Annotated in this window: 22 protein-coding genes and 1 pseudogene; 14 read left to right on the top strand and 9 right to left on the bottom strand. The window is 52.2% G+C overall.

Annotation, left to right across the window (positions count from 1 at the left end; genetic code table 11):
• Positions 1 to 4: 4 nt before the first annotated feature.
• The 3 genes from CRO33_RS23465 to CRO33_RS23455 all read right to left on the bottom strand — a co-directional run bounded on the left by CRO33_RS23465 (position 5) and on the right by CRO33_RS23455 (position 2131).
• Positions 5 to 850 carry a sugar phosphate isomerase/epimerase family protein gene (locus CRO33_RS23465; RefSeq protein WP_097119760.1) on the bottom strand — a complete coding sequence of 282 codons (846 nt, stop codon included), beginning with the start codon at positions 848 to 850 and terminating at the stop codon, positions 5 to 7.
• Between the two features lie 313 nt (positions 851 to 1163).
• Complete coding sequence (locus CRO33_RS23460) at positions 1164 to 1451, bottom strand: DUF1330 domain-containing protein (RefSeq protein WP_034827637.1); 288 nt, start codon at positions 1449 to 1451, stop codon at positions 1164 to 1166.
• On the bottom strand, positions 1451 to 2131 hold the full coding sequence (locus tag CRO33_RS23455; protein ID WP_097119759.1) for a GntR family transcriptional regulator: 681 nt from the start codon (positions 2129 to 2131) through the stop codon (positions 1451 to 1453). The genes CRO33_RS23460 and CRO33_RS23455 overlap by 1 nt, the downstream gene beginning before the upstream one ends.
• A gap of 518 nt (positions 2132 to 2649) precedes the next feature.
• Here CRO33_RS23455 and CRO33_RS23450 point away from each other — a divergent pair.
• From CRO33_RS23450 to CRO33_RS23395, 11 genes are all read left to right on the top strand, one after another.
• Positions 2650 to 3252 (top strand): amino acid synthesis family protein, encoded by a 603-nt coding sequence (locus tag CRO33_RS23450; RefSeq protein ID WP_034827626.1) that lies wholly within the window; start codon positions 2650 to 2652, stop codon positions 3250 to 3252.
• Positions 3224 to 4051, top strand: coding sequence for an alpha/beta fold hydrolase (locus CRO33_RS23445; RefSeq protein WP_097119758.1), 828 nt, complete (start codon positions 3224 to 3226; stop codon positions 4049 to 4051). Before CRO33_RS23450 ends, CRO33_RS23445 begins: the two co-directional genes overlap by 29 nt.
• A gap of 3 nt (positions 4052 to 4054) precedes the next feature.
• Complete coding sequence (locus tag CRO33_RS23440) at positions 4055 to 4996, top strand: flavin reductase family protein (RefSeq protein WP_097119757.1); 942 nt, start codon at positions 4055 to 4057, stop codon at positions 4994 to 4996.
• Entirely contained in the window at positions 4993 to 6030 is a 1038-nt protein-coding gene (locus CRO33_RS23435; protein WP_097119756.1) for an LLM class flavin-dependent oxidoreductase, read from the top strand. The genes CRO33_RS23440 and CRO33_RS23435 overlap by 4 nt, the downstream gene beginning before the upstream one ends.
• Before the next feature lie 11 nt (positions 6031 to 6041).
• Positions 6042 to 7508: an aldehyde dehydrogenase gene (locus CRO33_RS23430; RefSeq protein ID WP_097119755.1), complete on the top strand. Its 1467-nt coding sequence runs from the start codon at positions 6042 to 6044 to the stop codon at positions 7506 to 7508.
• A gap of 273 nt (positions 7509 to 7781) precedes the next feature.
• A complete protein-coding gene (locus CRO33_RS23425; protein WP_176505814.1) occupies positions 7782 to 9182 on the top strand; it encodes a purine-cytosine permease family protein in 1401 nt (466 codons plus the stop codon).
• 1037 nt (positions 9183 to 10219) lie between these two features.
• Entirely contained in the window at positions 10220 to 11113 is an 894-nt protein-coding gene (locus CRO33_RS23415; RefSeq protein WP_097119753.1) for an SDR family oxidoreductase, read from the top strand.
• Between the two features lie 71 nt (positions 11114 to 11184).
• Entirely contained in the window at positions 11185 to 12999 is a 1815-nt protein-coding gene (locus CRO33_RS23410; protein ID WP_097119752.1) for a glycoside hydrolase family 15 protein, read from the top strand.
• 91 nt (positions 13000 to 13090) lie between these two features.
• Positions 13091 to 13612, top strand: coding sequence for a VOC family protein (locus tag CRO33_RS23405; protein ID WP_097119751.1), 522 nt, complete (start codon positions 13091 to 13093; stop codon positions 13610 to 13612).
• Between the two features lie 23 nt (positions 13613 to 13635).
• Positions 13636 to 14730, top strand: coding sequence for an SMP-30/gluconolactonase/LRE family protein (locus CRO33_RS23400; protein ID WP_097119750.1), 1095 nt, complete (start codon positions 13636 to 13638; stop codon positions 14728 to 14730).
• A gap of 270 nt (positions 14731 to 15000) precedes the next feature.
• Positions 15001 to 15210 carry a CsbD family protein gene (locus CRO33_RS23395; protein ID WP_097119749.1) on the top strand — a complete coding sequence of 70 codons (210 nt, stop codon included), beginning with the start codon at positions 15001 to 15003 and terminating at the stop codon, positions 15208 to 15210.
• 306 nt (positions 15211 to 15516) lie between these two features.
• Here CRO33_RS23395 and CRO33_RS25005 read toward each other — a convergent pair whose 3' ends face one another.
• Positions 15517 to 15942, bottom strand: coding sequence for a diguanylate cyclase domain-containing protein (locus CRO33_RS25005; protein WP_369682986.1), 426 nt, complete (start codon positions 15940 to 15942; stop codon positions 15517 to 15519).
• A gap of 21 nt (positions 15943 to 15963) precedes the next feature.
• A complete protein-coding gene (locus CRO33_RS25000) occupies positions 15964 to 16563 on the bottom strand; it encodes a PAS domain-containing protein (RefSeq protein WP_369682985.1) in 600 nt (199 codons plus the stop codon).
• Positions 16564 to 17202: 639 nt separating this feature from the next.
• Between CRO33_RS25000 and CRO33_RS23385 the strand changes: the two genes are divergently transcribed.
• From CRO33_RS23385 to CRO33_RS23370, 3 genes and pseudogenes are all read left to right on the top strand, one after another.
• Positions 17203 to 17433: a hypothetical protein gene (locus tag CRO33_RS23385; protein WP_141399049.1), complete on the top strand. Its 231-nt coding sequence runs from the start codon at positions 17203 to 17205 to the stop codon at positions 17431 to 17433.
• Between the two features lie 62 nt (positions 17434 to 17495).
• Positions 17496 to 17737 (top strand): annotated as a pseudogene (locus CRO33_RS23380) (LacI family DNA-binding transcriptional regulator); the annotation flags it as partial.
• A gap of 602 nt (positions 17738 to 18339) precedes the next feature.
• Positions 18340 to 18930, top strand: a complete 591-nt coding sequence (locus tag CRO33_RS23370; RefSeq protein WP_097119746.1) for a DUF2913 family protein — start codon at positions 18340 to 18342, stop codon at positions 18928 to 18930.
• A gap of 178 nt (positions 18931 to 19108) precedes the next feature.
• Here the strand turns inward: CRO33_RS23370 and CRO33_RS23365 are convergent, their stop codons facing one another.
• From CRO33_RS23365 to CRO33_RS23350, 4 genes are all read right to left on the bottom strand, one after another.
• Positions 19109 to 20023 (bottom strand): Rpn family recombination-promoting nuclease/putative transposase, encoded by a 915-nt coding sequence (locus CRO33_RS23365; protein ID WP_097119745.1) that lies wholly within the window; start codon positions 20021 to 20023, stop codon positions 19109 to 19111.
• A 78-nt stretch (positions 20024 to 20101) separates the two neighbouring features.
• Positions 20102 to 20875 carry a nucleotidyltransferase domain-containing protein gene (locus CRO33_RS23360; protein ID WP_097119744.1) on the bottom strand — a complete coding sequence of 258 codons (774 nt, stop codon included), beginning with the start codon at positions 20873 to 20875 and terminating at the stop codon, positions 20102 to 20104.
• A gap of 137 nt (positions 20876 to 21012) precedes the next feature.
• Positions 21013 to 22044: a tyrosine-type recombinase/integrase gene (locus tag CRO33_RS23355; RefSeq protein ID WP_097119743.1), complete on the bottom strand. Its 1032-nt coding sequence runs from the start codon at positions 22042 to 22044 to the stop codon at positions 21013 to 21015.
• A gap of 571 nt (positions 22045 to 22615) precedes the next feature.
• A partial coding sequence (locus tag CRO33_RS23350; RefSeq protein ID WP_141399048.1) for an IS3 family transposase occupies positions 22616 to 23320 on the bottom strand: 705 nt, incomplete at its 5' end.

Here is a 23320-nt window from a genome sequence, read left to right as displayed (position 1 = left end):
TCGCTTAATGCGGCAGTTTTTCCAGCGCCGCACGCAGATTCTGATGTGAAGTGGTGATGATGCTCCAGGCATCCTTCGGCTTGTCGTGCTCAATGATAAACCACTTCACGCCGCTGGCTTTGGCGGCAGGCAGAATGGTTTTCCAGTCCAGCAAGCCTTCGCCCAGCGGCGCAAAATTCATCTCATCGTCGCGGATACCAATCGACGCATTATCCTTGGCGTGGATCGCATAGATCCGTCCCGGATACTCTTTCAAAAGGCGCGCCGGATCCTGACCGCCGCGTGAAACCCACGCCGCGTCCATCTCCAGTTTCAGATTTTCTGCCCGTGAGTGATTGAAGATGATCTCAAGCGCGGTCACGCCATCGTACTTTTTCATCTCGAAATTATGATTGTGGTAAGCGAGCTGCATGCCGTCTTTACGCAGTTTCGCGCCGAGTTTATCCAGGCGTTGTGCATAGTCTATCCATGCTTTGGTGCTGTCCGGGCGATCTTCCGGTTTGATCCACGGAACCACGATGGTGTGATTACCCACCGCTTTATTGAACGCCACGGTCTGCGTGTAGTCGCTCTCCAGTGCCGTTAATTGCACGTGGGATGAGGTTACGGTCAGGTGATTTTTATCCAGCAAGGATTTCAGCTCTTTGGCTGCCAGACCCTGCGTGCCTACCAGCTCAACGTGCTCGAAGCCCGCTTTATGGGCCATGGCGAACTGTTCTGCCGGGGTGCCGACATTACGTAAGGTGTACATCTGCAGTCCAATTTCATCTTCAACACCTGCTGCTGACGCCTGCGAGGGCACAGCACTCAACATGGATAATATCCCAGCCAAAACCATCAATTTTTTCATCTTAATTCAGCTCCTTATCATAAGTAATCGATTACAAATTAACTTAAAGTAATCGATTACAAAATTATGCGTGCCGATTTTGTGATCTGTGTTCAGATTATGGGGTGATTGGCAATCTGGAGAGTTAAAGCGATTTTGGGCTGTAAAAGGTGAGGGTGCGCGCAAGGATAATGGCCTGAATCAGGCCACCCACCTAAATGCAGCCATCCAATTCTTTCACAAGGATGGTGAGCAAGTAGTCGAGATACCCTCATACCCGTCCTCTATGCTTCTCATCATTGCTGCTACTTGAGTAATATTGCTACCCAAAAACCTACGCCAGCCCATCCACAATGGTAATCATGGCCGTTGCCACGTTCTCACGCTGCTTTTTGGCTAACTGATACTCGTCAGAATGATAGCAGTCCAGCGCCGTTTGATAATCGGGGAATTCAATGATCACATGTTTCTTGAATTCATCGCCCTCAAGTGAGGTGGCATTTTCACCGCGAGCGATAAATTTCGCCTGATATTTTTTAAACGCAAGCGGTGCCAGCTCAATATAATTCTGGTACTGCTGTGCATCCTCAATATTGACGTGGGCGATCCAATAAGCAGACATTATTTTTCCTCGGCAGTCAGAATAGATTTAGCCAGCGTGGCCGCTTCTGAAAGATGCTGTTTGACGGCCTCTTTCGCGTGTTCGGCATTGTTCTCTTCAATCGCTTCATAAATTCGCGACATACGTTCAAAACCCGCCACCTGGCGCTCCGGACTGCGCAGGGTCAGTGCGCGCAGTCGACTGATACGACTATTCAGGCGCTGGACGATTTCCCACGCAATATGATGTTTTGCAATGGAAAAGAGTGCTTCATAAAAGGCCTGAGACGCTTCAACGCGTTCAATATCATCATGATCGTGCGAGGCTTTAGCAATGCGCAGGAGTTTCTTGTGCAGATTCTTTTTATCACTGCTGGTGGCTAATTTTGCGCAATCTTTCGCCGCTTCGGATTCCAGCAGGATACGAATATCGTAAATCTGCTCGGCCACTTCCCAGGTTAATATCGCCACAATCGGGCCTTTTTTCGGCAGGTTTTCAATTAAACCTTCCGCTTCCAGATAGCGAATCACTTCGCGCACCACGGTACGGCTTACACCTAATTCATCACACAGTGAGCGCTCAACCAAACGGTCGCCAGCTTTAAAGTATCCCGAGATAATGGCCTGACGAACTTTAGCCAACGCCAGTTCACGTAACGTCACCGGCGTATTTTCAATTTTTAGGGAATGACTCGCATCCATAATCGTCTCTTCGTTGAAATTTAAAAATTCAGCCTGAAGTCAATGTCATGTCCTGCAAGCGTTTTAACTATTAGCACTGTTTCCGTTCTGAAAGCAACGCCGCCTTTACTCTCTTTGCTACCACCGCCTATCGACTTCTCACCGGCCCGCCCGTTGAAATCAGCGTTAGCTCACAGTTTCATCATGCGGTCTGAGCACGAAATAAAAATATCCTTGAGGAATAATCAAAATCTCGTGAATTCATGCCGTTATGAAACGACTGCCCGGATAATTCGTGTGATTTTTATGACCTCAATCACACTCATCTCGCTGCTCAAACCGCCGGTGACACATTGCCTTTTTGATCCTCATCCCCCCAGTCATGGCGGGGTTTTGCATCGCTTAAGCATAGCAAAACCGCCGGAAAATTTAATACCGTATGATGGTATACCAACTTTTGACATGCCAGAAATCTCAGTGTTATATCACTTCCCGACACACCAGATTAACAAACCGTTAACTTGAATGAGGTTCTGACCATGCATCCAGATATACGCAAGACGTTCGTTACCACCGAGACCATTTACTCCGACGGCGGCAAAGCGGCGACGACACCGCTGGTGATGATTGCGGCGGCTGCCGTGGTGAAAAATCCGTGGGCAGGTGAGGGTTTCGTGGAAGATCTCGCCCCTAAGATTCGTGAAATGGCACCCGTATTGGGCGAGTTATTGACCGGGTTAATCGTGAAAGAAGCGGGCGGCGGCGACAAGGTTGTGGCTTATGGCAAAAGCGCCGTCGTCGGTCTGAACGGCGAACTGGAGCACGCTTCAGCGCTGATTCACACCCTGCATTTCGGCAACCATTACCGCTCAGCGGTAAAGGGTAAAACCTATCTGGCCTTTAACAACACCCGCGGTCCAGCCAATACGCCCATTCTGGTGCCGATGATGGGCACCGATGATGAAGGCACGCGCGAGCACTACCTCACCATGCAGTTCAACATCAATGATGCGCCATTCAGCGATGAGATTGTGATCGCGTTGGGCGCGGCACTGGGCGGCCGTCCGCATCATCGTATCGGCAACCGTTATCTTGACCTGAAAGAGTTAGGCCATGACCAGAAAAACCCAGCAGCTATCTGAGTTAGGTCTCCAGGTGAGTTACCTGGAGGCTGGACAAGGCACGCCGCTGGTGTTGATCCACGGCGTCGGCATGAACGCTGACGCCTGGTTCCCGCAAATGGACGTGCTGAGTCGCTATTTCCGCGTGATCGCGGTGGATATGCCGGGCCATGGTGAAAGCAGCGGTTTTCGCCATCCCGCCACCCTGAAAGATTACGTGCAGTGGCTGGCCCTGTTCCTGAAGACACAATCGGAATCCAGCTTTGCCGTGGCCGGACACTCAATGGGGGCGCTGATTACTGCCGGGATTGCCATCGATTATCCCCAGTTGGTGAATCACGCGATTGTGTTGAGCGGCGTGTTTAAACGTAACGACACGGCACGCAACGCCGTGCTGCAGCGGGCACAAGAGCTGGCCAGCGGCAATGTGCGGCTCGATGCTCCGCTGGATCGCTGGTTCAGTGACGATCACCACGAACAGCCCCTGCGAAAAAAAGTGGGCGCGTGGTTGCAGCAGGTGAATCTCGACGGCTATGCCCGCGCCTATCAGGCGTTTGCGGCCGGAGATCGCTTTTATTCAGAACGCTGGAACGAAATGCAATGTCCGGTGTTGGTGATGACCGGTGAACTGGATGCCAATTCGAATCCAGACATGACGCGCCAGATGGCCCAGGCCGCGCGCCAGGGGCAGGCGGTGGTGGTCGCTAACGCTAAACACATGTTGAACCTGACGGATGCCGACCGCGTGAACGAAGAGATTTTATCGTTCCTCAATCCGGTTGCTGCCGCCGTCACGCAAAAAGAGCCTGTAAAGGAGTAACTTATGGACGCAGATAAACGCAGACAGTTACGCGACGCCTTTGGCGCCTTCATGACCGGTGTCACTGTGGTCACCACCAACGATGCGCAGGGGCAGCCGATTGGTTTTACCGCCAATTCGTTTTCTTCGGTATCGCTCGATCCCGCGCTGCTGCTGGTGAGCATCGATAAGCGCTCCGCCAATTTCGACAACTTCACTCAGTGCCCGCACTTCGCTATTAACATCCTGGCGGAGCAGCAGAAAGACACGTCGAACATCTTCGCGCAGAAGATTGCCGATCGCTTCTCATTAGTGAAGTGGCGCAAAGGGGAGTTCAGCACGCCGTTGCTGAATGACAGCTCCGCCTGGTTTGAATGCGCGATGCATCAGGTGGTGGATGCCGGTGACCACGCGATCCTGATCGGCAAAGTTGAGCAGTTCGATTCCTGCGGCACCCCGGGGCTGGGCTACTATCGCGGCGCCTACTTCACGCCTTATCAGAATGCGGAGTCTCTGATTGCCGGTCCTAACGTGGTGGTCAGTGCGTTGATTGAATCGGCGGGCCAGGCGCTGGTGGTGAAAAAAGAGAAGGGTTACGGCCTGCCGTCGCAAACGGTGAATAACCGCAGCGTCAGTGACACCCTGAAGCAGGTGTTCGATGGACTTAACATCGAAGCCAGCCCGGGTTTTGTCTACTCCATCTGGGAAGACCGCCAGATGAAACAGCAGCATATCGTGTTCCTCTGCGCGCAACCAACCGGCAGCACTTTGCCAGCGGTGCAGCAGGGCGAATGGGTGGATGTCCACACGCTGGCACAACTGCCGGTGCCGGACAGCGCGTTGAAATCGCTGGTCGATCGGTTTATCCGCGAAAATGCCGTCGGTAATTACGGGCTTTATTACGGCGATGAAGTTGAGGGCTCAGTGCGCCACTTCTTTACTCCGTCTCATCAGGAGGTGGTATGAAACTTTCCCTGTTCCTGCATATGGAGCGCGTGTCAGCGGATGACGCGCAGGACCAGCTGTACGATGAAATGATGGAACTGTGTGAAATCGCGGATAAAGGCGGTTTGCACGCTATCTGGACCGGCGAACACCATGGTATGAACTTCACCATTGCGCCGAACCCATTTATCAATCTGGTGGATATCGCCAGCCGCACGCAAAACGTGCGTCTGGGCACTGGCACCATCATTGCGCCATTCACCCATCCGATCCGCCTGGCGGGCGAAGCGGCAATGACGGACTTGATCACCAAAGGGCGTCTGGACCTCGGGATTGCACGCGGTGCGTACTCCTATGAATACGAGCGTCTGATGCCGGGAATGGATGCCTGGGAAGCGGGCCAGCGCATGCGTGAACTTGTTCCGGCAGTGAAAGCGTTGTGGAAAGGGGATTACGAACACAAGGGTGAGTTCTGGAATTTCCCGTCTACGACGTCATCGCCACAGCCTAAACAGCAGCCGCATCCGCCGATCTGGGTCGCCGCCCGCGATCCGAACAGTCATGAGTTTGCGGTGAAGAACGGTTGCAACGTGCAGTGTACGCCGTTGCATCAGGGGGAAGAGGAGATCACGCGCCTGATCACCACCTTTAAAGATGCCTGCCGTGAATACGCACCCGATCAGCCGCTGAAAATCATGCTGCTGCAGCATGGATTCATCGCGGAGGATGAGGCAGATGCGCAGCAAGCCGCTGTTGAGCTCAATCGTTTTTATAACTACTTCGGCGCCTGGTTTAAGAACGAGCGCCCGGTGGAGCAAGGCCTGATTAAGCCGCTGACGGAAGAAGAGATCGCGGCGAACACCTATTACAGCGTGGAAGGCATGCGGAAAAACCTGGCGATCGGTAATCCTGACCAGGTGATCGCGCGCCTGAAAAACTATGAGGCGATGGGCTACGATGAGTACGCCTTGTGGCTGGACAGCGGTATGACCTTCGGGCGCAAAAAAGCTTCGCTGGAACGCTTTATTCAAAACGTTGCACCTGCATTTCACTAAGCGGAGACGTCATGGAATCCTTCAAACTCTACATCGATGGCAAATTTGACGCGGGTGCCGCGACGTTCACCTCGCTGAACCCGGCCACCGCAGAGCCGTGGGCCAGCATTGCCGAAGCGCGCGGCGAGCAAACCGATCGCGCAGTTCAGGCTGCGGCACGTGCTTTTGAATCTGACGCGTGGCGTGGATTAACCGCCGGTGCGCGCGGCAAATTGCTGTTGAAGCTGGCGGATTTGATTGAACGCGACGCGCCAAAACTGGCACGTCTGGAAACGCTCGATACCGGCAAAATTATCCGTGAAACCCAGGCGCAGATAGCCTACGTGGCGGAATACTATCGCTTCTATGCCGGACTGGCCGACAAGATGGACGGCGCCACGCTCAGCATCGACAAAGCCGATATGGAAACCTGGATCAAACGCGAACCGGTGGGGGTGGTTGCGGCCATTATTCCCTGGAACAGTCAGCTGTTTCTCTCCGCGGTGAAAATCGGGCCTGCCATCGCGGCCGGCTGTACGGTGGTGGTGAAAGCGGCAGAAGTTGCCCCGACGCCACTGCTGGCTTTTGCAGAGTTGGTGCATGAGGCTGGTTTTCCGGCTGGCGTGATCAACGTGATCACCGGATTTGCTGAAGGATGTGGCACGGTGCTGACACAGCATCCGCTGGTTGATCACATTGCCTTTACTGGTGGCGCAGATACGGCACGTCACATCATTCGCAACAGCGCGGAAAACCTGGCGAGTACCTCCCTGGAATTAGGCGGGAAATCCCCGTTTATCGTGTTTGCCGATGCCGATTTAGACAGTGCAGCCAATGCGCAGGTGGCGGCCATCTTCTCTGCCTCAGGACAGAGCTGTGTGGCGGGATCGCGTCTGTTGCTGGATGAGCAGATAAAAGATGCCTTTATTGAAAAGCTCACCAGCAAAGTGCGCGGGATTGTGATTGGCTGCCCGCAACAGCAGGAGACGCAGTTTGGTCCACTTTGTACCGAGCGGCAGAAAAGCAATATCGAGCAGGTAGTGAGTCGCAGCATCGAGCAGGGCGCGCGTCTGGTGATCGGCAATCAGCCGGTTGATCGCCCTGGTTTCTATTATCCGCCCACCATTCTCGATTGCAGCGCCGTACCGAATGCAGAAAGCGTGGTGCAGGAGTTGTTTGGTCCGGTGTTGTCGGTGCTGACGTTTAAAGATGAAGCCGACGCGATTCGTTTAGCCAACGGCACAGAGTATGGTCTGGCGGCAGGCGTATTCACCCAGAACCTGACTCGCGCCCATCGCGTCACGCGTAAGTTGCGCAGCGGCGTGGTCTGGCTAAATACTTATCGCGTGGTTTCACCGCTGGCGCCATTTGGCGGCTACGGTAAGTCTGGCTTTGGTCGAGAAGGCGGCATTGACGCGGCGTTGGAATACACCACCACGAAAACAATCTGGCTGCGCACCAGCGATGAGCCGATTAGCGATCCCTTTATTATGCGCTGAGGGGTTAAGGTGCGCTGACATGCGCACCTTGCGGGAATCTGGTTTGCATATATCAATGCGCGCTCTGCCAGAAATAAAGTTGGAATTTTCAGCGTCGTTATTTATGACGACCGTCACAGGTACAGTTGTTAAGCATTAAATAGCACCGGGAGTCTTACCGCCAATTCTTTAATAAGAAGACGAAAAACCATTCGTCGGGATGGCTGTGGCTTTTTTTCGCGAGGAAGGTTTTACCCACATTAAAAAACAATCCCATTTTGAGAATTGGAGGGTATGGTGAATACACAACCACGTCAGAGTCAAATTATAGAAAATAAGTCAGTGGATTATGTCCCGGAATCGGAACGCCACGGTAAATCGCACAGTTTATTTACCTTGTGGTTCTGTACCAACATTGCACCGTTGGCGGTAGTCAGCGGTGCGATTGCCACCGAAACGTTTCATCTGAATGTTATTTCCGCATTAACCGCGATTATTGCCGGTCATCTGTTTGGCGGGATCTTCCTTGCGTTAACTTCTGCGCAAGGGCCCAAAGTCGGCATTCCCCAAATGGTGCAGAGCCGCGCGCAATTTGGTCGCTACGGTTCGCTGCTGGTGATTAGCTTTACGACGGTGATTTATCTCGGGTTCTTTATCTCGAATATTTCGCTATCCGGTAAAGTCATCAACAACGTCTTTCCGTCGATGCCGGTAAGCAGTGCCACGGTCATTGGCGCTATTCTTGCCACCGCCATTGGTATCGTCGGTTATCATTTTATCCATCGCATCAATAAAGTTGGTGCATGGATCATGGGTGCGGCGCTGATTTTGGGCCTGGCGCTGATGGTGTCACAACCCTTACCCGCAGACTTTTGGTCTCGCGGCAGCATGAGTGCAGCAGGGTGGTTTGGCACTTTCTGCATAGGTGCGGTATGGCAAATCAGTTTCTCTCCCTATACCTCTGACTACTCGCGCTATCTGCCCGCCAATGTCGGTATTGCACGCCCGTTTATAGCCACTTACTTAGGCGCCTGCGGCGGTACCATTCTGGCCTTTATCTTCGGTATGATGGCCGTCAATATCGCACCGACAAGCGATGCGATGATGTCAGTGCGCCACGCCACTGGCTGGCTCGGCCCTATTCTGATGGTGCTGTTCCTGGTCAATATTATCTGCCACAACTCAATGAATCTGTATGGCGCGGTATTATCACTGATCACCGCTGTGCAGACGTTCCGTCCACACTGGACGCCGGGTGCCGCAGTGCGTTTAGTGGTCTCATCACTGGTATTAGTGGGAAGCGTGTTGGTCGCGCTGGCGGCATCGCAGAACTTTGTATCCTTCTTTATCAATTTGATTCTGGCGTTGATTGCGGTATTGATTCCATGGATTGTGATTAATCTACTGGATTTTTATTATGTGAATAAGCAGAAGTATGACGTTGAAGCGATATTTCGTGCAGACGGCGGACGTTATGGATTGCTCAATACCCAGGCATTGCTGGTCTATTTCGCTGGAATCTTAGTGCAAGTGCCCTTTGTTGAAAATGCATTCTTTTCCGGTCCCTATGCGAATTTAATTCCGGGCGTCGATATTTCATGGATTATTAGTTTCGTGGTGACGAGTATCGCGTATCCTTTACTGCATCGTAAAAGCGAGTCAGGTCTGGTCAGCACCCGGAAAAGTAAGGCTTGATTTAAGCGCGATGGCTCCTGATATTAATGGTTTTATTCAGGCCCTCTTTAATGAGGGCTCTGTTTAGGTTGTTTTCTGTTGAAACGATGTTGATTATTCGCCATCAAAATGCTCAATCCGTTTGCGAATCCTGTAGCGTTAATAACCCTACACACCTGGAAGTAGCGCCCACCAGCAGGTGAGGGGATCGCAATTCATTAGTTACAACAAACAATAAGTCACATTTTAAAACTGCACTGAGCTGAACCTCAGCTCACACGCCCCTCTCAACCCGGACCCGCGCCGTACCTGCACCCGGGTTGCCCCCACTGAATAGCGGCCGCCGCCCGGCCCGAAGGGTCGGTAAGTCTTTTAAGGCTTTGGGTTGAATGCTGTAACTACTGCGTTCTTCGTTGCTGTGAGTGGTGCCGCGGGTTTTATCTTTCGTCTCCGACCGTCTGACTTCAGTGCGCCTGAAAGGCCGCTGCTTAAAGGGCGGTCGGGCAGGGGGATGTTCAGGCAGGCTGGGAATAAGTAACACAGACTGTATGTATGATGTTTTCAGCGCAGACTGGCAGCTGAATGTACATTTTCCTGTTCGCCTGCGTGCTGCTCATAGCGTGCCGTATAACGGACCAGTTTATAGCGGCCATTGTTTATTGAGTCAGGCGCGATGATGATTGGTGCTGGCTTCTGATAGGAGTACCCTGAGATTAAAATCGGTGACACTTTACGGTCAAACGCCCAACCAGACAGTTCAATCAATAAACCTTCACCTACTGAAATTATCATATCAACGTCACAGGCAGTCTGTTAGTTCTCTTAAGCAAATGGATATTAATCAATAACGCTGTTAGTGCCGGGACGATTTTTTTTGAATATTCCTGTTCCAATACCTCCCAATTTAAGTAATTACCTTTCGATCGCAGCTTTCATGCCTGATATTCACCAGATATTGCGTTTCGCTTAATTTTCTTTTTTTACTTTTTTGAGTCTATTAACGTGACAAACATCACAACTTTGCCAGGCTTAATTTGATCACCAGAAAGGAGACACAGATGAACTCATTCACTAATAAAACGCTCATCACACAGGAATATCCGAAGCCGCCGTTTAAAAAACAACATCAGCCTGTTCCTGGCCTGGCGAGTAAAATGGAGCCACGGCCCGACCACGGTGAAACCAGTTACCGGGGCACTGGACGCCTTACCGGTCGTAAAGCACTGATTACGGGTGGAGATTCCGGCATTGGCCGCGCCGTTGCTATCGCTTATGCGCGTGAAGGCGCCGATGTCGCGATTAATTACCTGCCGGATGAGGAGCAGGATGCTGCAGAAGTCGTAAAATTAATCGAAGCCGAAGGACGAAAAGCTGTTGCTATCCCAGGCGATATTCGTTCAGAAGAATTTTGTCAGAAACTGGTTAACGAAGCTGCCAGCCAATTAAATGGTCTCGATATTCTGGTTAATAATGCCGGGCGGCAGCAGTTTAATGAATCTATTCGTACGCTCTCTACGGAAGATTTTGACGCTACATTTAAGACCAACGTTTACGCGATGTTCTGGATAACCAAAGCGGCGCTGGAATACATGCCTGCCGGTTCATCCATCATTAATACCACCTCAGTACAGGCCTACGATCCGAGCGCCATTTTACTGGACTACGCTCAGACAAAAGCTTCGATAGCCGCCTTCACCAAAGCCCTCGCGAAACAGCTGGGCGAACAGCAAATCCGCGTTAACGCTGTCGCACCAGGACCTTACTGGACGCCTCTGCAGGTCTGCGGCGGCCAGCCGCAGGAAAAAGTTGAGCAGTTTGGCGCCACCGCCCCGCTGGGCCGCCCCGGCCAGCCGGCAGAAATTGCGCCTCTCTATGTCACCTTCGCAGAAACCACCAACAGCTTTACCTCCGGTCAGGTCTGGTGCTCCGATGGCGGCACCGGCACGGTCTGAGTGTCAGCAGGATTTTTGAAGAACGTGGCCGGAAGCGGCCACGTTGTCGTCTCAGCATGCAGGGAAGAGCAATGAATAATCAGATACTACGATCGCCGATGCGCGAAGATGGATTTGCCCGTCTTGGGGACTATGCGGCCATTGGTGAAGGTCGGTCAGTGGCACTTATTGCCCCGGATGGGGCTATTGACTGGTGGTGTGCGCCAAACCTTGATTCATCCCCCTTGTTTGACCGCCTGCTGGACACAGAAATCGGTGGATTTTTCCAGATTGAACCCATCGAGGATTACCGTACGGAACGGGCCTACCGCCCTGGCAGCAACGTCCTTGAAACACGGTTTATCACGCAGGATGGCAGCGTACTCATTACTGAGTCGATTAACAGTACGCTTGCCGGTCGTCTTCCCTGGAGTGAACTGGCAAGACGTATTGAAGGGATAGAGGGCGAAGTTGAACTGTGCCTGACGTTACGCTTTGGCACCGCAGCCGAAACACGCTCACCGTGGTGGGATAACACCGAACAGGGAGACGTTTATCATCTTGCCGACCTGATGGCGATGCTGCGCACCACTGAAGACTGGCTGATCGCTGAGCGCGGCGATGGGATAATACGCGCAACGCTTCGCACCCGACCTGAAAGCCACTCGCTGGTCGCCCTGCTGGTGACGGAGCGCGAGCCGCTGGCTGTGCCTGATTTGAAAGCCATTGATGCCCGTATTGAAACCAGCCATACGGCGTGGCGCGACTGGACGCGCAGCCTGAGCTACGCAGGCCGTTATGCAGATCACGTCAGACGCTCGGCGCTGTCTCTCAAATTCCTCTGGTACTCGCCAACCGGTGCACTGGCCGCTGCGGCAACCACCTCACTGCCCGAAGGCATTGGGGGGGAGAAGAATTATGACTATCGCTACGCATGGGTGCGTGACGCCTGCCTGATTATCAAATCGTTCGTTTTCCTGGGCGCGCTGGAAGACTGTAAAGCCGCTTTTTCCTGGTTATCGAAAACCATCATACGCCACGGCACCCGGCTGCGTGCCTGCTACACGCTGGAAGGCGGTGTGGTGCCTGCAGAAAGTTACCCCCCTTTACGCGGTTATCAGCATTCTGTTCCTGTTCGTATCGGCAACAACGCACGCGATCAGGTTCAGCTCAGCATGTACGGCGACATGCTGGCCACGGCAGAACTCTTCATCCGTGCCGGCCACATCCTGGATCTTGAAACTTCGCGCATGCTGGGAGAGCTGGCGAACTACTGTGCCGATCAGTGGCGTCAGAAAGACAGCGGGATCTGGGAGTTGCCGGATGAACAGCACTATACCCACTCCAAAATGGCCTGCTGGCTGGCGCTCGACAGCTCAGTATCACTGGCAAAAGCTAAACATATCGAACCTACCTGGGTTCAGCGCTGGGAGCGGGAGCGGGATCGCATCAGTGAATGGATTGAGGAGCACTGCTGGTCAGATGAAAAGCAGGCTTACCTCTTCTATCCCCACGCTGATGGTAAGCTCGATGCCGCTCTGGCACTGGTACACCACTATGGCAACACGGTTAACCCGGAACGCATGCGTGCCACCTATCGTGCCATCCAGGAGGACTTGGGCCACGGCAGCGCGATGCTATACCGTTACAGCGGCGTTGAGCAGGAAGAAAGCACGTTTATTGCCTGCTCTTTCTGGATGGTCGAAGCGCTGGCAGCGATGGGTGAAGCGCAGTCAGCCGAAAAGGCGATGGAAGAGATTCTGGATAAGCTTTGCCAGCGCGGCAACGTCGAAACCTTCAATGAAATGTTTGATGTCCGCAGCGGCGAGTGGCGCGGCAACATGCCACAGGGGTTGAGCCACCTGGCTCTCATCTGTGCGGCGCAGGCGCTGACCGATCACGCTTAAACCTTAACCGGTTTTTTCTGAGGGCAGAGTGCCAGCGTTAAAGATACAGCCCGGCTGGCCCTCTTACATCACTTTAAAAAGGATATAACCGATGATCCGCGGAATTGAACATATTGGCATTACCGTTTCTGATTTAAAGCAGGCCGAGCATTTCTTCATCGGTGCACTGGATGCATCTGTGCTCTATCGTATCGTTCCGCCCGCTGAAGAAGATAAATTTGTTCCGGGTAAAAAAATGGCTCCCCTCAATGGCTTCCCTGCAGAACTCAGGCTGACCGGGCTGTCCATGCTGCGGCTGAAGAATGGCTGCAATGTGGAGCTGTTCCAGACAGATCCTCCCGCAAAGGATCGCTCTGCTCACCCGGGGCTCCCGGGAATTAACCACTTCTCAGTGTATGTGGATGACATTCACCAGACTGCGGAAAGAATGCGGGCGCATGGCGCAGAAATGCTTGAAGGCCCATCAGACTGCTTTGCTCAGGAGGAGGGGGCAGGCAATCAGACGTGGTTCGGCATGACACCTTTTGGCGTCCTCATTGAGCTTATTACACTGCCTTCAGGCATCCGCTACGACGCTGAAGCCACTCAGCAGCGCTGGATACCGGAAGCCTGAATCTTTTACCCGGAGGCCAGACGATGCAAAGACGTGAATTTATTGCGGGCGGACTCGCAACATTGTGCCTGTCGCGGGCAGCCTTCGCTGTGGCAGAGTCGATGGTTAATCCGCAACTACAGGTTGCCGCCACTTCACCCTGGCTTGCCAACGGCATTGCTGTCTCAGCCGGTGGCGCCATGTTTCTCAACTTCCCCCGCTTTAAAGGGCATGAGAAGTCGCCGGCGCTTGCGCGCGTGACTGAATCCGGCCTGCTCCCCTTCCCGGGTAATCACTGGAATGAATGGACGCCGGGTGATGAAGGTCTCAACAGCCTTGTCAACGTTAATGCCTGCCATCACTTCGGAGACAGCCTGCTGTGGGCGGTTGATCAGGGTGCTCCTCAGGGTGAGCAACCTTCAAAGGGAACGGCAAAACTCGTCGCATTCAACATCGCAACAGGCGAAGCGGCTTCAGTTATCCGGTTTGATGAAAAAGCTTTACCGCCGGGTGGTGCGCCTAACGACCTGCGCATACAGGGTAACTCCGTGTACGTGACTGATTCCGGGCTTGGCGGCGTCATCATTCACGACCTTGATACCGGAAAAACGATAAGGCGGCTCTCCGGAAGTGCATTGCTGCGTAAACCAGAGGGGATCGATCAGAAAGGCTACCAGGGCCGGATTCTGGAGGATAAAGACGGAAAACGACCCGCCGTCCACAGTGACGTCATTGAGGCCAGCCTTGACGGCCAATGGTTATACTATGCGACCCCCACCGGCCCGCTTTATCGTATCCGTACGGCTTCATTAAAAGATCACCGGTTAAGCGATAAAGCACTGGAGGGGCAAATTGAGAAAGTTGCGGATATCCCCTCTGTGGGTGGCTCCGCCATTGACGCGGCAGGGAATATTTATCTTTCCAACGTGGAGAAACGCTCTGTCGATAAACTTGAGCCTGACGGTACGCTGAAGACGCTGATACAGGATGAGAAGCTCATAACGCCTGACGCTCTCGTTATCTCAGACGGCTGGATCTATGTGCCCGCGCCTCAGATTGAGTATCTGGCAGATAACAACAAGGGTAAAGATGCAACGCATGGTCCCTGGTCAGTTTACCGCTTTCCCTATAGCACTTAAGAAGACGATTATGTTAATAAATTCTATGCGATGCATAACAAAGTCTCAGGGCAGGACAGAATGAATTGCAGGCATAGAACGGAAGTCGCTCCTGAATAGAAGCCATTAGGGGGAGTGTCTGGATACCTGACAAGGTGACTTCAGGTCAGGAAAATTCCGAGAATGTGACGCGCAGCAGGAAAAATTCCATGCCTGAACCATAATGATTAGCATGAAGTTCTGCATAGGGATTGCCAGGCGGCAGCCCGTGAATTAACGAAGGAGACCGACATGAACGAAGATCGCATCAGCGGTAACTGGAAGCAGTTCAAAGGCAAAGTTAAAGAACAGTGGGGCAAACTTACCGACGACGATATGGATGTCGCGGAAGGTAAACGCGACAAGCTGGTCGGCCGTATCCAGGAACGTTACGGTTACGGCAAGGAGCAGGCTGAAAAAGAGCTGAAGGACTGGGAAGATTCTAACCACTATAAATGGTAAACCCCTGGACTTGATACTGAAACCGGCTGCCATGCCGGTTTTTTTATTGCATGGCATAAGTACGTGATACAGGGCTGGCCAGTAATCTGCCCTCGTGCCGTACGTCTATTTCACCCTAAAGATTTTCACTTCAAAGGGGAATTCTGAAAACTGCCCTGTGCGGAGCCACTTTAAATTTAAGATAGCGATTTTTTTCTGTATTAATCTATAGTTAGTGCCGGGTGAAACCCAATCTCTTGGAAACTTGAATTTTTAACCGGCACTCAATGTGCCGGATTTTTTTCAACTCTCCTTTGTAGCCTTTATTCAGCCACCATAAAACTGATAAGAGCCCGTTCTTTTCTCTTTCGCCTGATACATCGCTTTGTCAGCGTGATCAAATAACTGTTCGACGGATACTGATCCGAAGCCTGCAAGGCTGATACCTATGGATGCCCCGATACGCACTTCCATTTTATGAATAACGAATGGCTCCCGGAGGCTGTCAATAAGACGCTGTGCGATCGCTGAAGCCGCCTCGCGATTAAGGCATTTAGCGGCTATGAGGAATTCATCACCTCCCAGGCGCGCCACTGAGTCCCCAGGGCGCATGCAGTGTTTTAATCGCTCACTCACCTGCTGTAGCAAAACGTCACCTGCCGCATGCCCCAGGGTATCGTTAACGGGTTTGAATCCATTAAGATCGATAAAAAGAACTGTTGTGAAAGTGAGATCTTCTCCCTCAGACAGCATCCCTCTGACTTTATCGTAAACCTAGGCCCGGTTAGGCAATCCGGTCAACGTGTCCCGGGTAGCAAGCTTCTCAAGCCTTCTCATTTTTTCCTTGTCATGCGTGATATCGCGTGAGACAAGCACGGCTCCGATATTATCGCCAGTAGAGGGATCACTTACCCCACAAGCCTTAGTACCGAGCGTGATGTAGTGGCCATCCCGGTGCCTTTTGCGAACCTCTACGACGTCCGGCAGCACACCACCCTCAAATAGATGCATTAACGCATCTCCGGCGGATACGCGGTCGTCAGGATGGAGGAAATCCACCACGCGCTGGCCAACTATCTCGTCCACTGAATATCCAATCATTTCACTATAAGAAGGCGAAATCGATACGTACCTGCCGTCCCTGTCACAATGCGCGATTAGGTCGGTGCTGTTTTCAATCAACAATCGGTATTCGGTCGCCGTGCGTAGAGCATTCTCAAGGGCTTTACGCTGACCGGTTATATCAAGGATAAATCCATTGAAATGGCCAAGAGAGTTACTGGTCGTGTATCCCGGCAAACCAGACAGGATCACCCGGCGTCTGGTCCCGTCAAGGCAGTTAATCGGTACTTCGATGTTAAAAGGGGTCAACATTTCCAGCGCTGCAGTGAGTTGCTGCGCAATCGTTGCGTCATTATCAGCCTATGCGAATTCCAGCCATTTACTCAGCGTAACGCCTTTCAGTGCGGGGAGAAGACCCTCAGGGCTTTCCTGACTGGTAACACAGAAGCCACAAGCGTCGGTGGACCAGACGGCGGAAAGGGCAGGTTTGATCACATTGCTCATTATTTTGAACTCCGTTTTAGACTGTCGATACTGGTTAACCTCAACAATGATCGTGATAGATACCTTTTATCAGTCACTGACGTTCCTGGAGTTCATCATTTAAGAGATAAAAGCGTTTCATTTCGGGTATGGCAACCATGCTTAGCGTTGTAGATAAACCTGCAGAAATCAAACTGCGGATTATTTCTGGAGTGAGGGGACAGTGAGACACTATCGGTAATTGCGTTATCAATCTTATCGGCTGATCAGTCCGCTAACTTAAATATCTCATACCGCCGAAATGGGGTCAGGTACCGCGAAGATGTATGGTGTCTCAACAATGAGATCCATAACCAATCAAAAGTACACTTCGCCAGTAGCGAGTCATGATTTTTGTGATTACGCTTTCTGCCTGGGGAATAAGGAAATTTTGAGGTGGTTATGGCTCGTAGACTCGCAGAAAACGCAATGAGTGCTCAGGAAGTTCACATCGAAATGCTGAAGTGCTACCTGCGGGAGTCAGAAATTATTATGCATTCGCTGGAAGAACAGAAAATCACGGCAGGAGAAACGTTGCTGTTCGAGAGACGCCTGAGCGCGGCCCGGAGGGAGCATCTTCAGTTGCAGAACGAAATCAGTCTGGCCACTGAAAAACTTAACAGACTCATCCATCAGAAAACGGTAATGCAGCCTGCCTGACCGGAGGCACCGCCAGCATCTCTAAAAAAAGTTGTAGCCCTGATGTGAGTTTTCCCTTTGTAATCAGTGCGGGCAATCAGCAGGGTGGAGAACGGATAACTGAGAAAGGTAAAAGCTGGGTAAAGGCAGAAGACGTGGCGCGGCTGGCGGGGGTTGCCCGTTCGGCCGTGTCCAGGACCTTCACGCCCGGCGCATCTGTAGCTGAATTAAATCGCGCGAAAGTGATGCGTGCCGCCAAAAGCTGGGCGACCAGGTCAATATAATTGCCTGCACCATGAACACCGGCAGCAGCAACTGTCAGGGCGGACATTCTCATTAAAGGCGCGCAAATGTCATCGCATGCCTGCTTTTCAGCTACCCTCTTTAGATTGAGGATCTTTATGGAACAGAGGTGCATGATACTGAGGTTAAACGAGGCGGAGCTGGCTACACTGGTAGGCAGTCGTTTCGCATCAGCTGAAAACAATGCCGCAACCAGCGTCACGACAGTCCTGGAAGTCAGGATCCAGAGTGGCAGGCAGCTGATTGTCCATGAGCTGTACGGCAGGCAACACAAGACAGCTCCCACTGTATTTATGCTCAGATTTCCTTATGCGCTGCCCTGAATACAGCTTGCCTTTATGCCCGAACACAGCTGCCGTCTGAGGCATGATGGTCTGAATTATTCACATCCAGAAAATGCCGGCGGGAATGCTGTAAAAAACCCGCATTATGACGGGTTAAATAAATCAGTACAGAAATCTCGTTTGCAACAGCGTAGCTGTGTGTGCACCACGATATTACTCCGTCAGTCCCCTCGCCTCCTGAAGGGCAAAGAGGCTCCCTGATAAACAGGGATGAAATTGAAGCCCGCGCGGGTTAGGATCGGCAATTAAATCCGCATATCAAAGAAAAATTAATCAAAGTATGGATACCTCAAACCTCTACGTCGATCACCTTGCCTGGTGCGGACTTATCGCACTGAACATGGCACGTCAGGCCGGAGCCGTCAGTTCCGCTGCGCAGGAAAATCTCTTTTTATGCAGGTGGCTGGCGACCGCTGAGAAGAAACGCCTGTTCCGGCGTGAATTGGCGAATGACATTCGCTGGCTGCTCAGAGAAGGCCGGGAGAAAGGGCTTCGGGCGGATCTGCCGGGTAAGCTGGAATATCTCTGGCAGGCAAGCAGCAGTGATTTGCTGGCGCAAAATGATTTATTCCGCCTCCAGCACGTGATGCACGTCATTACGCTGACGGGTATTAATTACGGCGTTCTCACGGAATCCGACTGGGAAGGGCGCCAAGCATTGAAGATGAATCCTAAAATCCCGGCTGTTTTCCTCCGGAAAAGCGATCTGGAAACGGGTTTTGATGAACAGGGAAGCCTTATAAAACCGCTGGCCACCCGTATTACCGCCGAACTCTCTGCGGTGGATGCGCTACTGTCACGTGCCGGGTGGAAACGCAAAGCAGATGTGGGTAATCCCCTATTACATCTTCTGATTACTGATATTCAGTAAAGGCAGCCAAACCGTATGAAGTTTATGAGGCAGATAACCAGAGTACAACCCTGACATTAGCTCGGAATCACTTGAGCCAATGTCAGGCTACTATTATGGCCCATCTGAGAGTTAGTCACTGACCAAAGCCAGAAAATCCTGACAGGGAGCCAGGGTGTCATACAGGGAATAAAAAGCCTTAATGACGAATTTTAGAAAGCTCTTCTTCAGACAGGCCTGTCATTTCTTTCACTGATGTCAAAGCCATGCCACTTTTGAGGAGTTTTTCAGCAATATCGACTCTGCTTTTATGCTCTCCCAGTTGCATACCTTTTTCGATACCTTTTTCGATACCTTTCTGTTCCAGCTGCTGTGCGATGGTCATCAGAGCCTCCTCATGCTGCGGCACTCTCTGTGCCAGATTACGTACAAAGGCTTCAGCGTCTTCAGTTTCGCCTGCCTGTATAAGGTAGTTTATCAGTGATATGAGTTGCTGTCCCGTCAGATGTCCGGTCAGCAGCGTTGTCGTAAGTCGATCGAGAAGCTCCGCCAGATCCCGTCGATGGATGTGCTTCTGAAGCAACGTCAGCGCTGCCATGCTGCGGTGATTCATAATCTCATCATCGGGTATAGCCGTAACGTCTACAAGTGGAAATGCCGTGCCGTATAACCTGGCAGCCATATCCGGATCGCTGAACTCCTGAAGCCAGTCTGTCGAATAGGGGTAAGGGCTTCGCCGACCGGTGTAAAAGAGTACAGGGATCACCAGTGGAAGCTGCTTATGCCCCGCATCAAGGTGCCGCTGCATTGCCGCTATAGCGTATCGCATCAGCCTAAAAGCCATATGCCGATCGGGCGTAGACTGATGCTCAATCAGCACGTGGATATAGCCGTCACCACGGGTGGTTTTAACGCTGTAAAGCACGTCGCTGTAATAGGCGCGAAGGTTTTCTTCCACAAAACTGCCGGACTCAAGCCTTAGCGTGCTGAGGTCGCAAATGGCGCGAAACTCTGCCGGCACGTGTAGTTCGATAAAGTCGCGCGCCGTATCCGGGTGCGTCAGAAATGCTTTAAATGTCGCATCGTGTGGTGTCGGTGTTATTTTTTTACTCATGTTCCTGTAGTCCGTCAGCCAGACGTTCTTCCGCGTTGGAAGGAAAGTGTGCGCTTAAAGGGAGCCAGCGAATGGTGATTACTGACATCGCGTGCTGTACTCAGCATTCAGCCAGTAAGCGAATGTCGAAATCCTGCTGGCAAAAGTCATGATATCGCCTCGCGGCCGATGGCTGACACTCAGCAGGTAGTCGATTTCTTCCGCAAGAGCTGGATACCGATCATTAAATTTTGCGCAATGCTCTTCAAGCGTTGCCGGCCAGTCCGGATCATTGTCGTCTCTCAGAATGCTCGTCGAACGGATGGCCTTACGTGCTGCCGCCCGCTGTAGCGCATGTCGTTGTGAAGGCTCCAGTGAGGGCTTCATAAGAGAAATATAGCCATTCAGCATGGTGAGAAAATCACCGTTAACGGCGACGGCAATGTCCCTAGAAGGTCTGAAAGGTTTAAAGCGTTCTCGCAGGTCTTCACCATACACGCAGACGCAGTGATGTTTCAGCCAGTAGCCCCAGCGATTCGCACTGGCAGGCAGCATCACCTCATCCAACACGCCCGGGTCGATATCAATTTTACTGATGACTGAATATTGCTGTTCCAGTTCTGCCTTAACAACCTGCATTTTGGCTGCAGTAAGGTCATCAAGTTCCCGCGTGAATATCACCGTAAGATCCAGGTCGGATAACGCCTCCCTGCCTCTGCCCTCAGCCAGGCTGCCATACACATATATGCTGTGGATCTGGTCATGCATGTCTGAACTCAGCTTCTGCACCACGTCAGAAACCACTTGGGCGAAAGCAGGCTGAAAGCCGCTGAAGGCAGGTTCGGTGATGTATCCGTTTTTATCAACCGCCATTCTTTCTCCTTCGTGCTGTTAACGACATCCTTAGCTGAAGCCAGTAACGGAAGACGAATATTACCAGCCGCATCGAAAAATTTCATTCAGGGCATACGGCATACAGGTTAAGTCAGGCCTGTGCAGAAGGTATCCAGCTAATCATCATCATTTTCCATGAGCGCTACCATTGCGCCTCTATGAGCTTCGACCATACGGATATACCGCATAACCGTCTGGGTCTGAGTCCAGGTGCCTTCCTGCATGATCTGAGCGATCGAAATGCCCTTTCTGGCCATATCCTGCGCGGCCCCGACGCGCGCGCTGTGACCACTCCAGCTGGAGTAGCGTCCCTTGTTCGTTTTCAGGGGTGTTTTTGCACCCGCCTGATGTCTTGCGCGGCGCCAGATATCTTCCAGGCAGGGCGCACTCATAGGCACTTCAGATACTGACGTAATTTTGTTAGACCGGTGTACCGGGCAGAAGAGTACCGCATCGGGTTCACCCGCCAGACCGGCGGCGTTTATCCATTCCATCAGCCGCTCAGATGAGCGTGAACTGAGCGCCTTGACGATGCCGCCGGACTGGAGAATGGTCTTGGTCCAGCCGACGTCGAGGATAATGCGACCGTCGGCCGACCGGGTAATGTCACGCACCCGCAGACGGGACAGCTCACTCATACGCAGCAACGTACCGTAAGCCACGTGCATGAAGGCGAGGTCCCGCAGGTGCTGAAGACGGGAAGAATTCTTCCACGCCGCATCGAGACGATTCAGGTCCGGCCGGCAGAAGGGGACCGCCTGCCCGGTGCGCTCGCCGGAGACGATGGCCGTACGATTAATTTTCTTTTTAGCACGCACTACGTCAGGTGATACCGTTGGAGGCACCAGTCCGGCGTTACGGTGTAACATTGACATAAGAGCAGCGTGCACCGAGATGGTCGAAGTTGAACGGCCAATAGTCTGCAGGTGAAACAGGTAGTCCTGCATGTCCTCTGGCGACATCGGCAAAAATGACCGCCGGTTTTCCTGCGACCAGCGCCAGCAGATCCGCATCACGCTGAGAAGCTGACGCCACGTATTAGGCGAGAAGGCCTCACGATGCTGGACGAACGCGGCCAGCTTCTCGGTGAGATCGTCATCGGCGCTGCCGCTGAGGGCCACGCCGGTAAAACCGGAGATGTCGTTCATGTCTGCTCAGTATTTGTCCGCTTATGTGGCAGCAGCGCTACGTGAATTCTGAGGAAAGAGCAGGGCAGATTCCCGTCAGATTTTACGTAGCGATGCCGGAGTTTTAAACGCCTGCGCACAGGCCCCGGTCAGCTGTACGGCGTCTTGATCTCGCCGTTGTGTATAAATGGCCGGAAAGGTCAGGATCCGGCCCGGATCCGCATGATACAGGGTTTCCGCGTCACTGTCTGGCCTTATATAACGTTAATTATATAAGGCCAGATATAAGAACTGCAACGAAGCGAGAGATGGAAGCGGGAAAGGCCTAATTTTCAGTGAAACCTAAAACATTACGCTGAGATCATATAAAAACGATTTTCCAGTTGCTTAATGTTGGCAATGGTTAGGCCGATGATCTTTTAACATGTAGGGCCAAATCCTAGAAAGTATTAGGCTGAATTGCATCATAATGTACAAAGACAGATTTGTTGATAATGCCTACGGAAACGGGCTCTTTGGATAAAGTAAAATTTTAAAGTAAAGAGTTATAAAAAGGATACTGTAAGTCTCAAAATGAATCGCCACGGATAATCTAGACACTTCCGAGCCGTTGATAATACTGGGTTTCATATTCTGTCGGTGACATCTGATCGCTAGAATCATGCCGACGCTTACTGTTATAAAACATTTCGATGTAATCAAAAATATCGCTGCGGGCTTCTTCCCGCGTTCCGTAGGTCTTTTTCTTTATCCGTTCGCGTTTCAACAACTGGAAAAAGCTTTCTGCAACCGCATTATCATGACAGTTACCGCGACGGCTCATGCTGCCCTCCAGGCCGTGCGATTTCAGGAACGACTGCCACTCATGGCTTGTGTACTGACTGCCCTGATCCGAATGAACCAGCACCTGCTTTTGGGGATTACGCCGCCATACAGCCATCAGCAGTGCGTTCAGGACAATGTCCTTTGTCATCCGGGATTGCATGGACCAGCCGATAATTTTGCGTGAGAACAGATCAACAACTACGGCAAGATACAGCCAGCCTTCGTGGGTCCTGATGTAGGTTATGTCCGTTACCCAACGCTCATCCGGAGCATCCGGATTGAACTGTCGCTGAAGCCTGTTGGGTACCACGATGCTGGCTTCGCCTTTACGTGCCCGTGGGCTACGGTACCCAACCTGAGCTTTTATTCCGGCACGCTTCATCAGCCGCCAGACTCGGTTCACTCCGCACTGCTGCCCGTTATCACGCAGATCGAGATGGATCTTGCGATAACCATAGACGCAGCCAGATTC

It is taken from the genome of Pantoea sp. GL120224-02 (assembly GCF_900215395.1).
Lineage (GTDB): Bacteria > Pseudomonadota > Gammaproteobacteria > Enterobacterales > Enterobacteriaceae > Pantoea > Pantoea communis.
Note: the sequence above shows the minus strand (reverse complement) of the source record. Positions and strands in the feature narration are given on the sequence as shown.

What these genes read in the sequence shown, in the direction of transcription:
- CRO33_RS23395 (WP_097119749.1), top strand. Translation starts at nt 15,001, where the DNA reads ATGAACGAAGATCGCATCAGCGGTAACTGGAAGCAGTTCAAAGGCAAA.
- CRO33_RS23410 (WP_097119752.1), top strand. Translation starts at nt 11,185, where the DNA reads ATGAATAATCAGATACTACGATCGCCGATGCGCGAAGATGGATTTGCC.
- CRO33_RS23370 (WP_097119746.1), top strand. Translation starts at nt 18,340, where the DNA reads ATGGATACCTCAAACCTCTACGTCGATCACCTTGCCTGGTGCGGACTT.
- CRO33_RS23365 (WP_097119745.1), bottom strand. Translation starts at nt 20,023, where the DNA reads ATGAGTAAAAAAATAACACCGACACCACACGATGCGACATTTAAAGCA.
- CRO33_RS23355 (WP_097119743.1), bottom strand. Translation starts at nt 22,044, where the DNA reads ATGAACGACATCTCCGGTTTTACCGGCGTGGCCCTCAGCGGCAGCGCC.
- CRO33_RS23450 (WP_034827626.1), top strand. Translation starts at nt 2,650, where the DNA reads ATGCATCCAGATATACGCAAGACGTTCGTTACCACCGAGACCATTTAC.
- CRO33_RS23440 (WP_097119757.1), top strand. Translation starts at nt 4,055, where the DNA reads ATGGACGCAGATAAACGCAGACAGTTACGCGACGCCTTTGGCGCCTTC.
- CRO33_RS23430 (WP_097119755.1), top strand. Translation starts at nt 6,042, where the DNA reads ATGGAATCCTTCAAACTCTACATCGATGGCAAATTTGACGCGGGTGCC.
- CRO33_RS23465 (WP_097119760.1), bottom strand. Translation starts at nt 850, where the DNA reads ATGAAAAAATTGATGGTTTTGGCTGGGATATTATCCATGTTGAGTGCT.
- CRO33_RS25005 (WP_369682986.1), bottom strand. Translation starts at nt 15,942, where the DNA reads ATGCTGTCTGAGGGAGAAGATCTCACTTTCACAACAGTTCTTTTTATC.
- CRO33_RS23405 (WP_097119751.1), top strand. Translation starts at nt 13,091, where the DNA reads ATGATCCGCGGAATTGAACATATTGGCATTACCGTTTCTGATTTAAAG.
- CRO33_RS23415 (WP_097119753.1), top strand. Translation starts at nt 10,220, where the DNA reads ATGAACTCATTCACTAATAAAACGCTCATCACACAGGAATATCCGAAG.
- CRO33_RS23385 (WP_141399049.1), top strand. Translation starts at nt 17,203, where the DNA reads ATGAGTGCTCAGGAAGTTCACATCGAAATGCTGAAGTGCTACCTGCGG.
- CRO33_RS23460 (WP_034827637.1), bottom strand. Translation starts at nt 1,451, where the DNA reads ATGTCTGCTTATTGGATCGCCCACGTCAATATTGAGGATGCACAGCAG.
- CRO33_RS23360 (WP_097119744.1), bottom strand. Translation starts at nt 20,875, where the DNA reads ATGGCGGTTGATAAAAACGGATACATCACCGAACCTGCCTTCAGCGGC.
- CRO33_RS23435 (WP_097119756.1), top strand. Translation starts at nt 4,993, where the DNA reads ATGAAACTTTCCCTGTTCCTGCATATGGAGCGCGTGTCAGCGGATGAC.
- CRO33_RS23455 (WP_097119759.1), bottom strand. Translation starts at nt 2,131, where the DNA reads ATGGATGCGAGTCATTCCCTAAAAATTGAAAATACGCCGGTGACGTTA.
- CRO33_RS25000 (WP_369682985.1), bottom strand. Translation starts at nt 16,563, where the DNA reads ATGTTGACCCCTTTTAACATCGAAGTACCGATTAACTGCCTTGACGGG.
- CRO33_RS23425 (WP_176505814.1), top strand. Translation starts at nt 7,782, where the DNA reads ATGGTGAATACACAACCACGTCAGAGTCAAATTATAGAAAATAAGTCA.
- CRO33_RS23445 (WP_097119758.1), top strand. Translation starts at nt 3,224, where the DNA reads ATGACCAGAAAAACCCAGCAGCTATCTGAGTTAGGTCTCCAGGTGAGT.
- CRO33_RS23400 (WP_097119750.1), top strand. Translation starts at nt 13,636, where the DNA reads ATGCAAAGACGTGAATTTATTGCGGGCGGACTCGCAACATTGTGCCTG.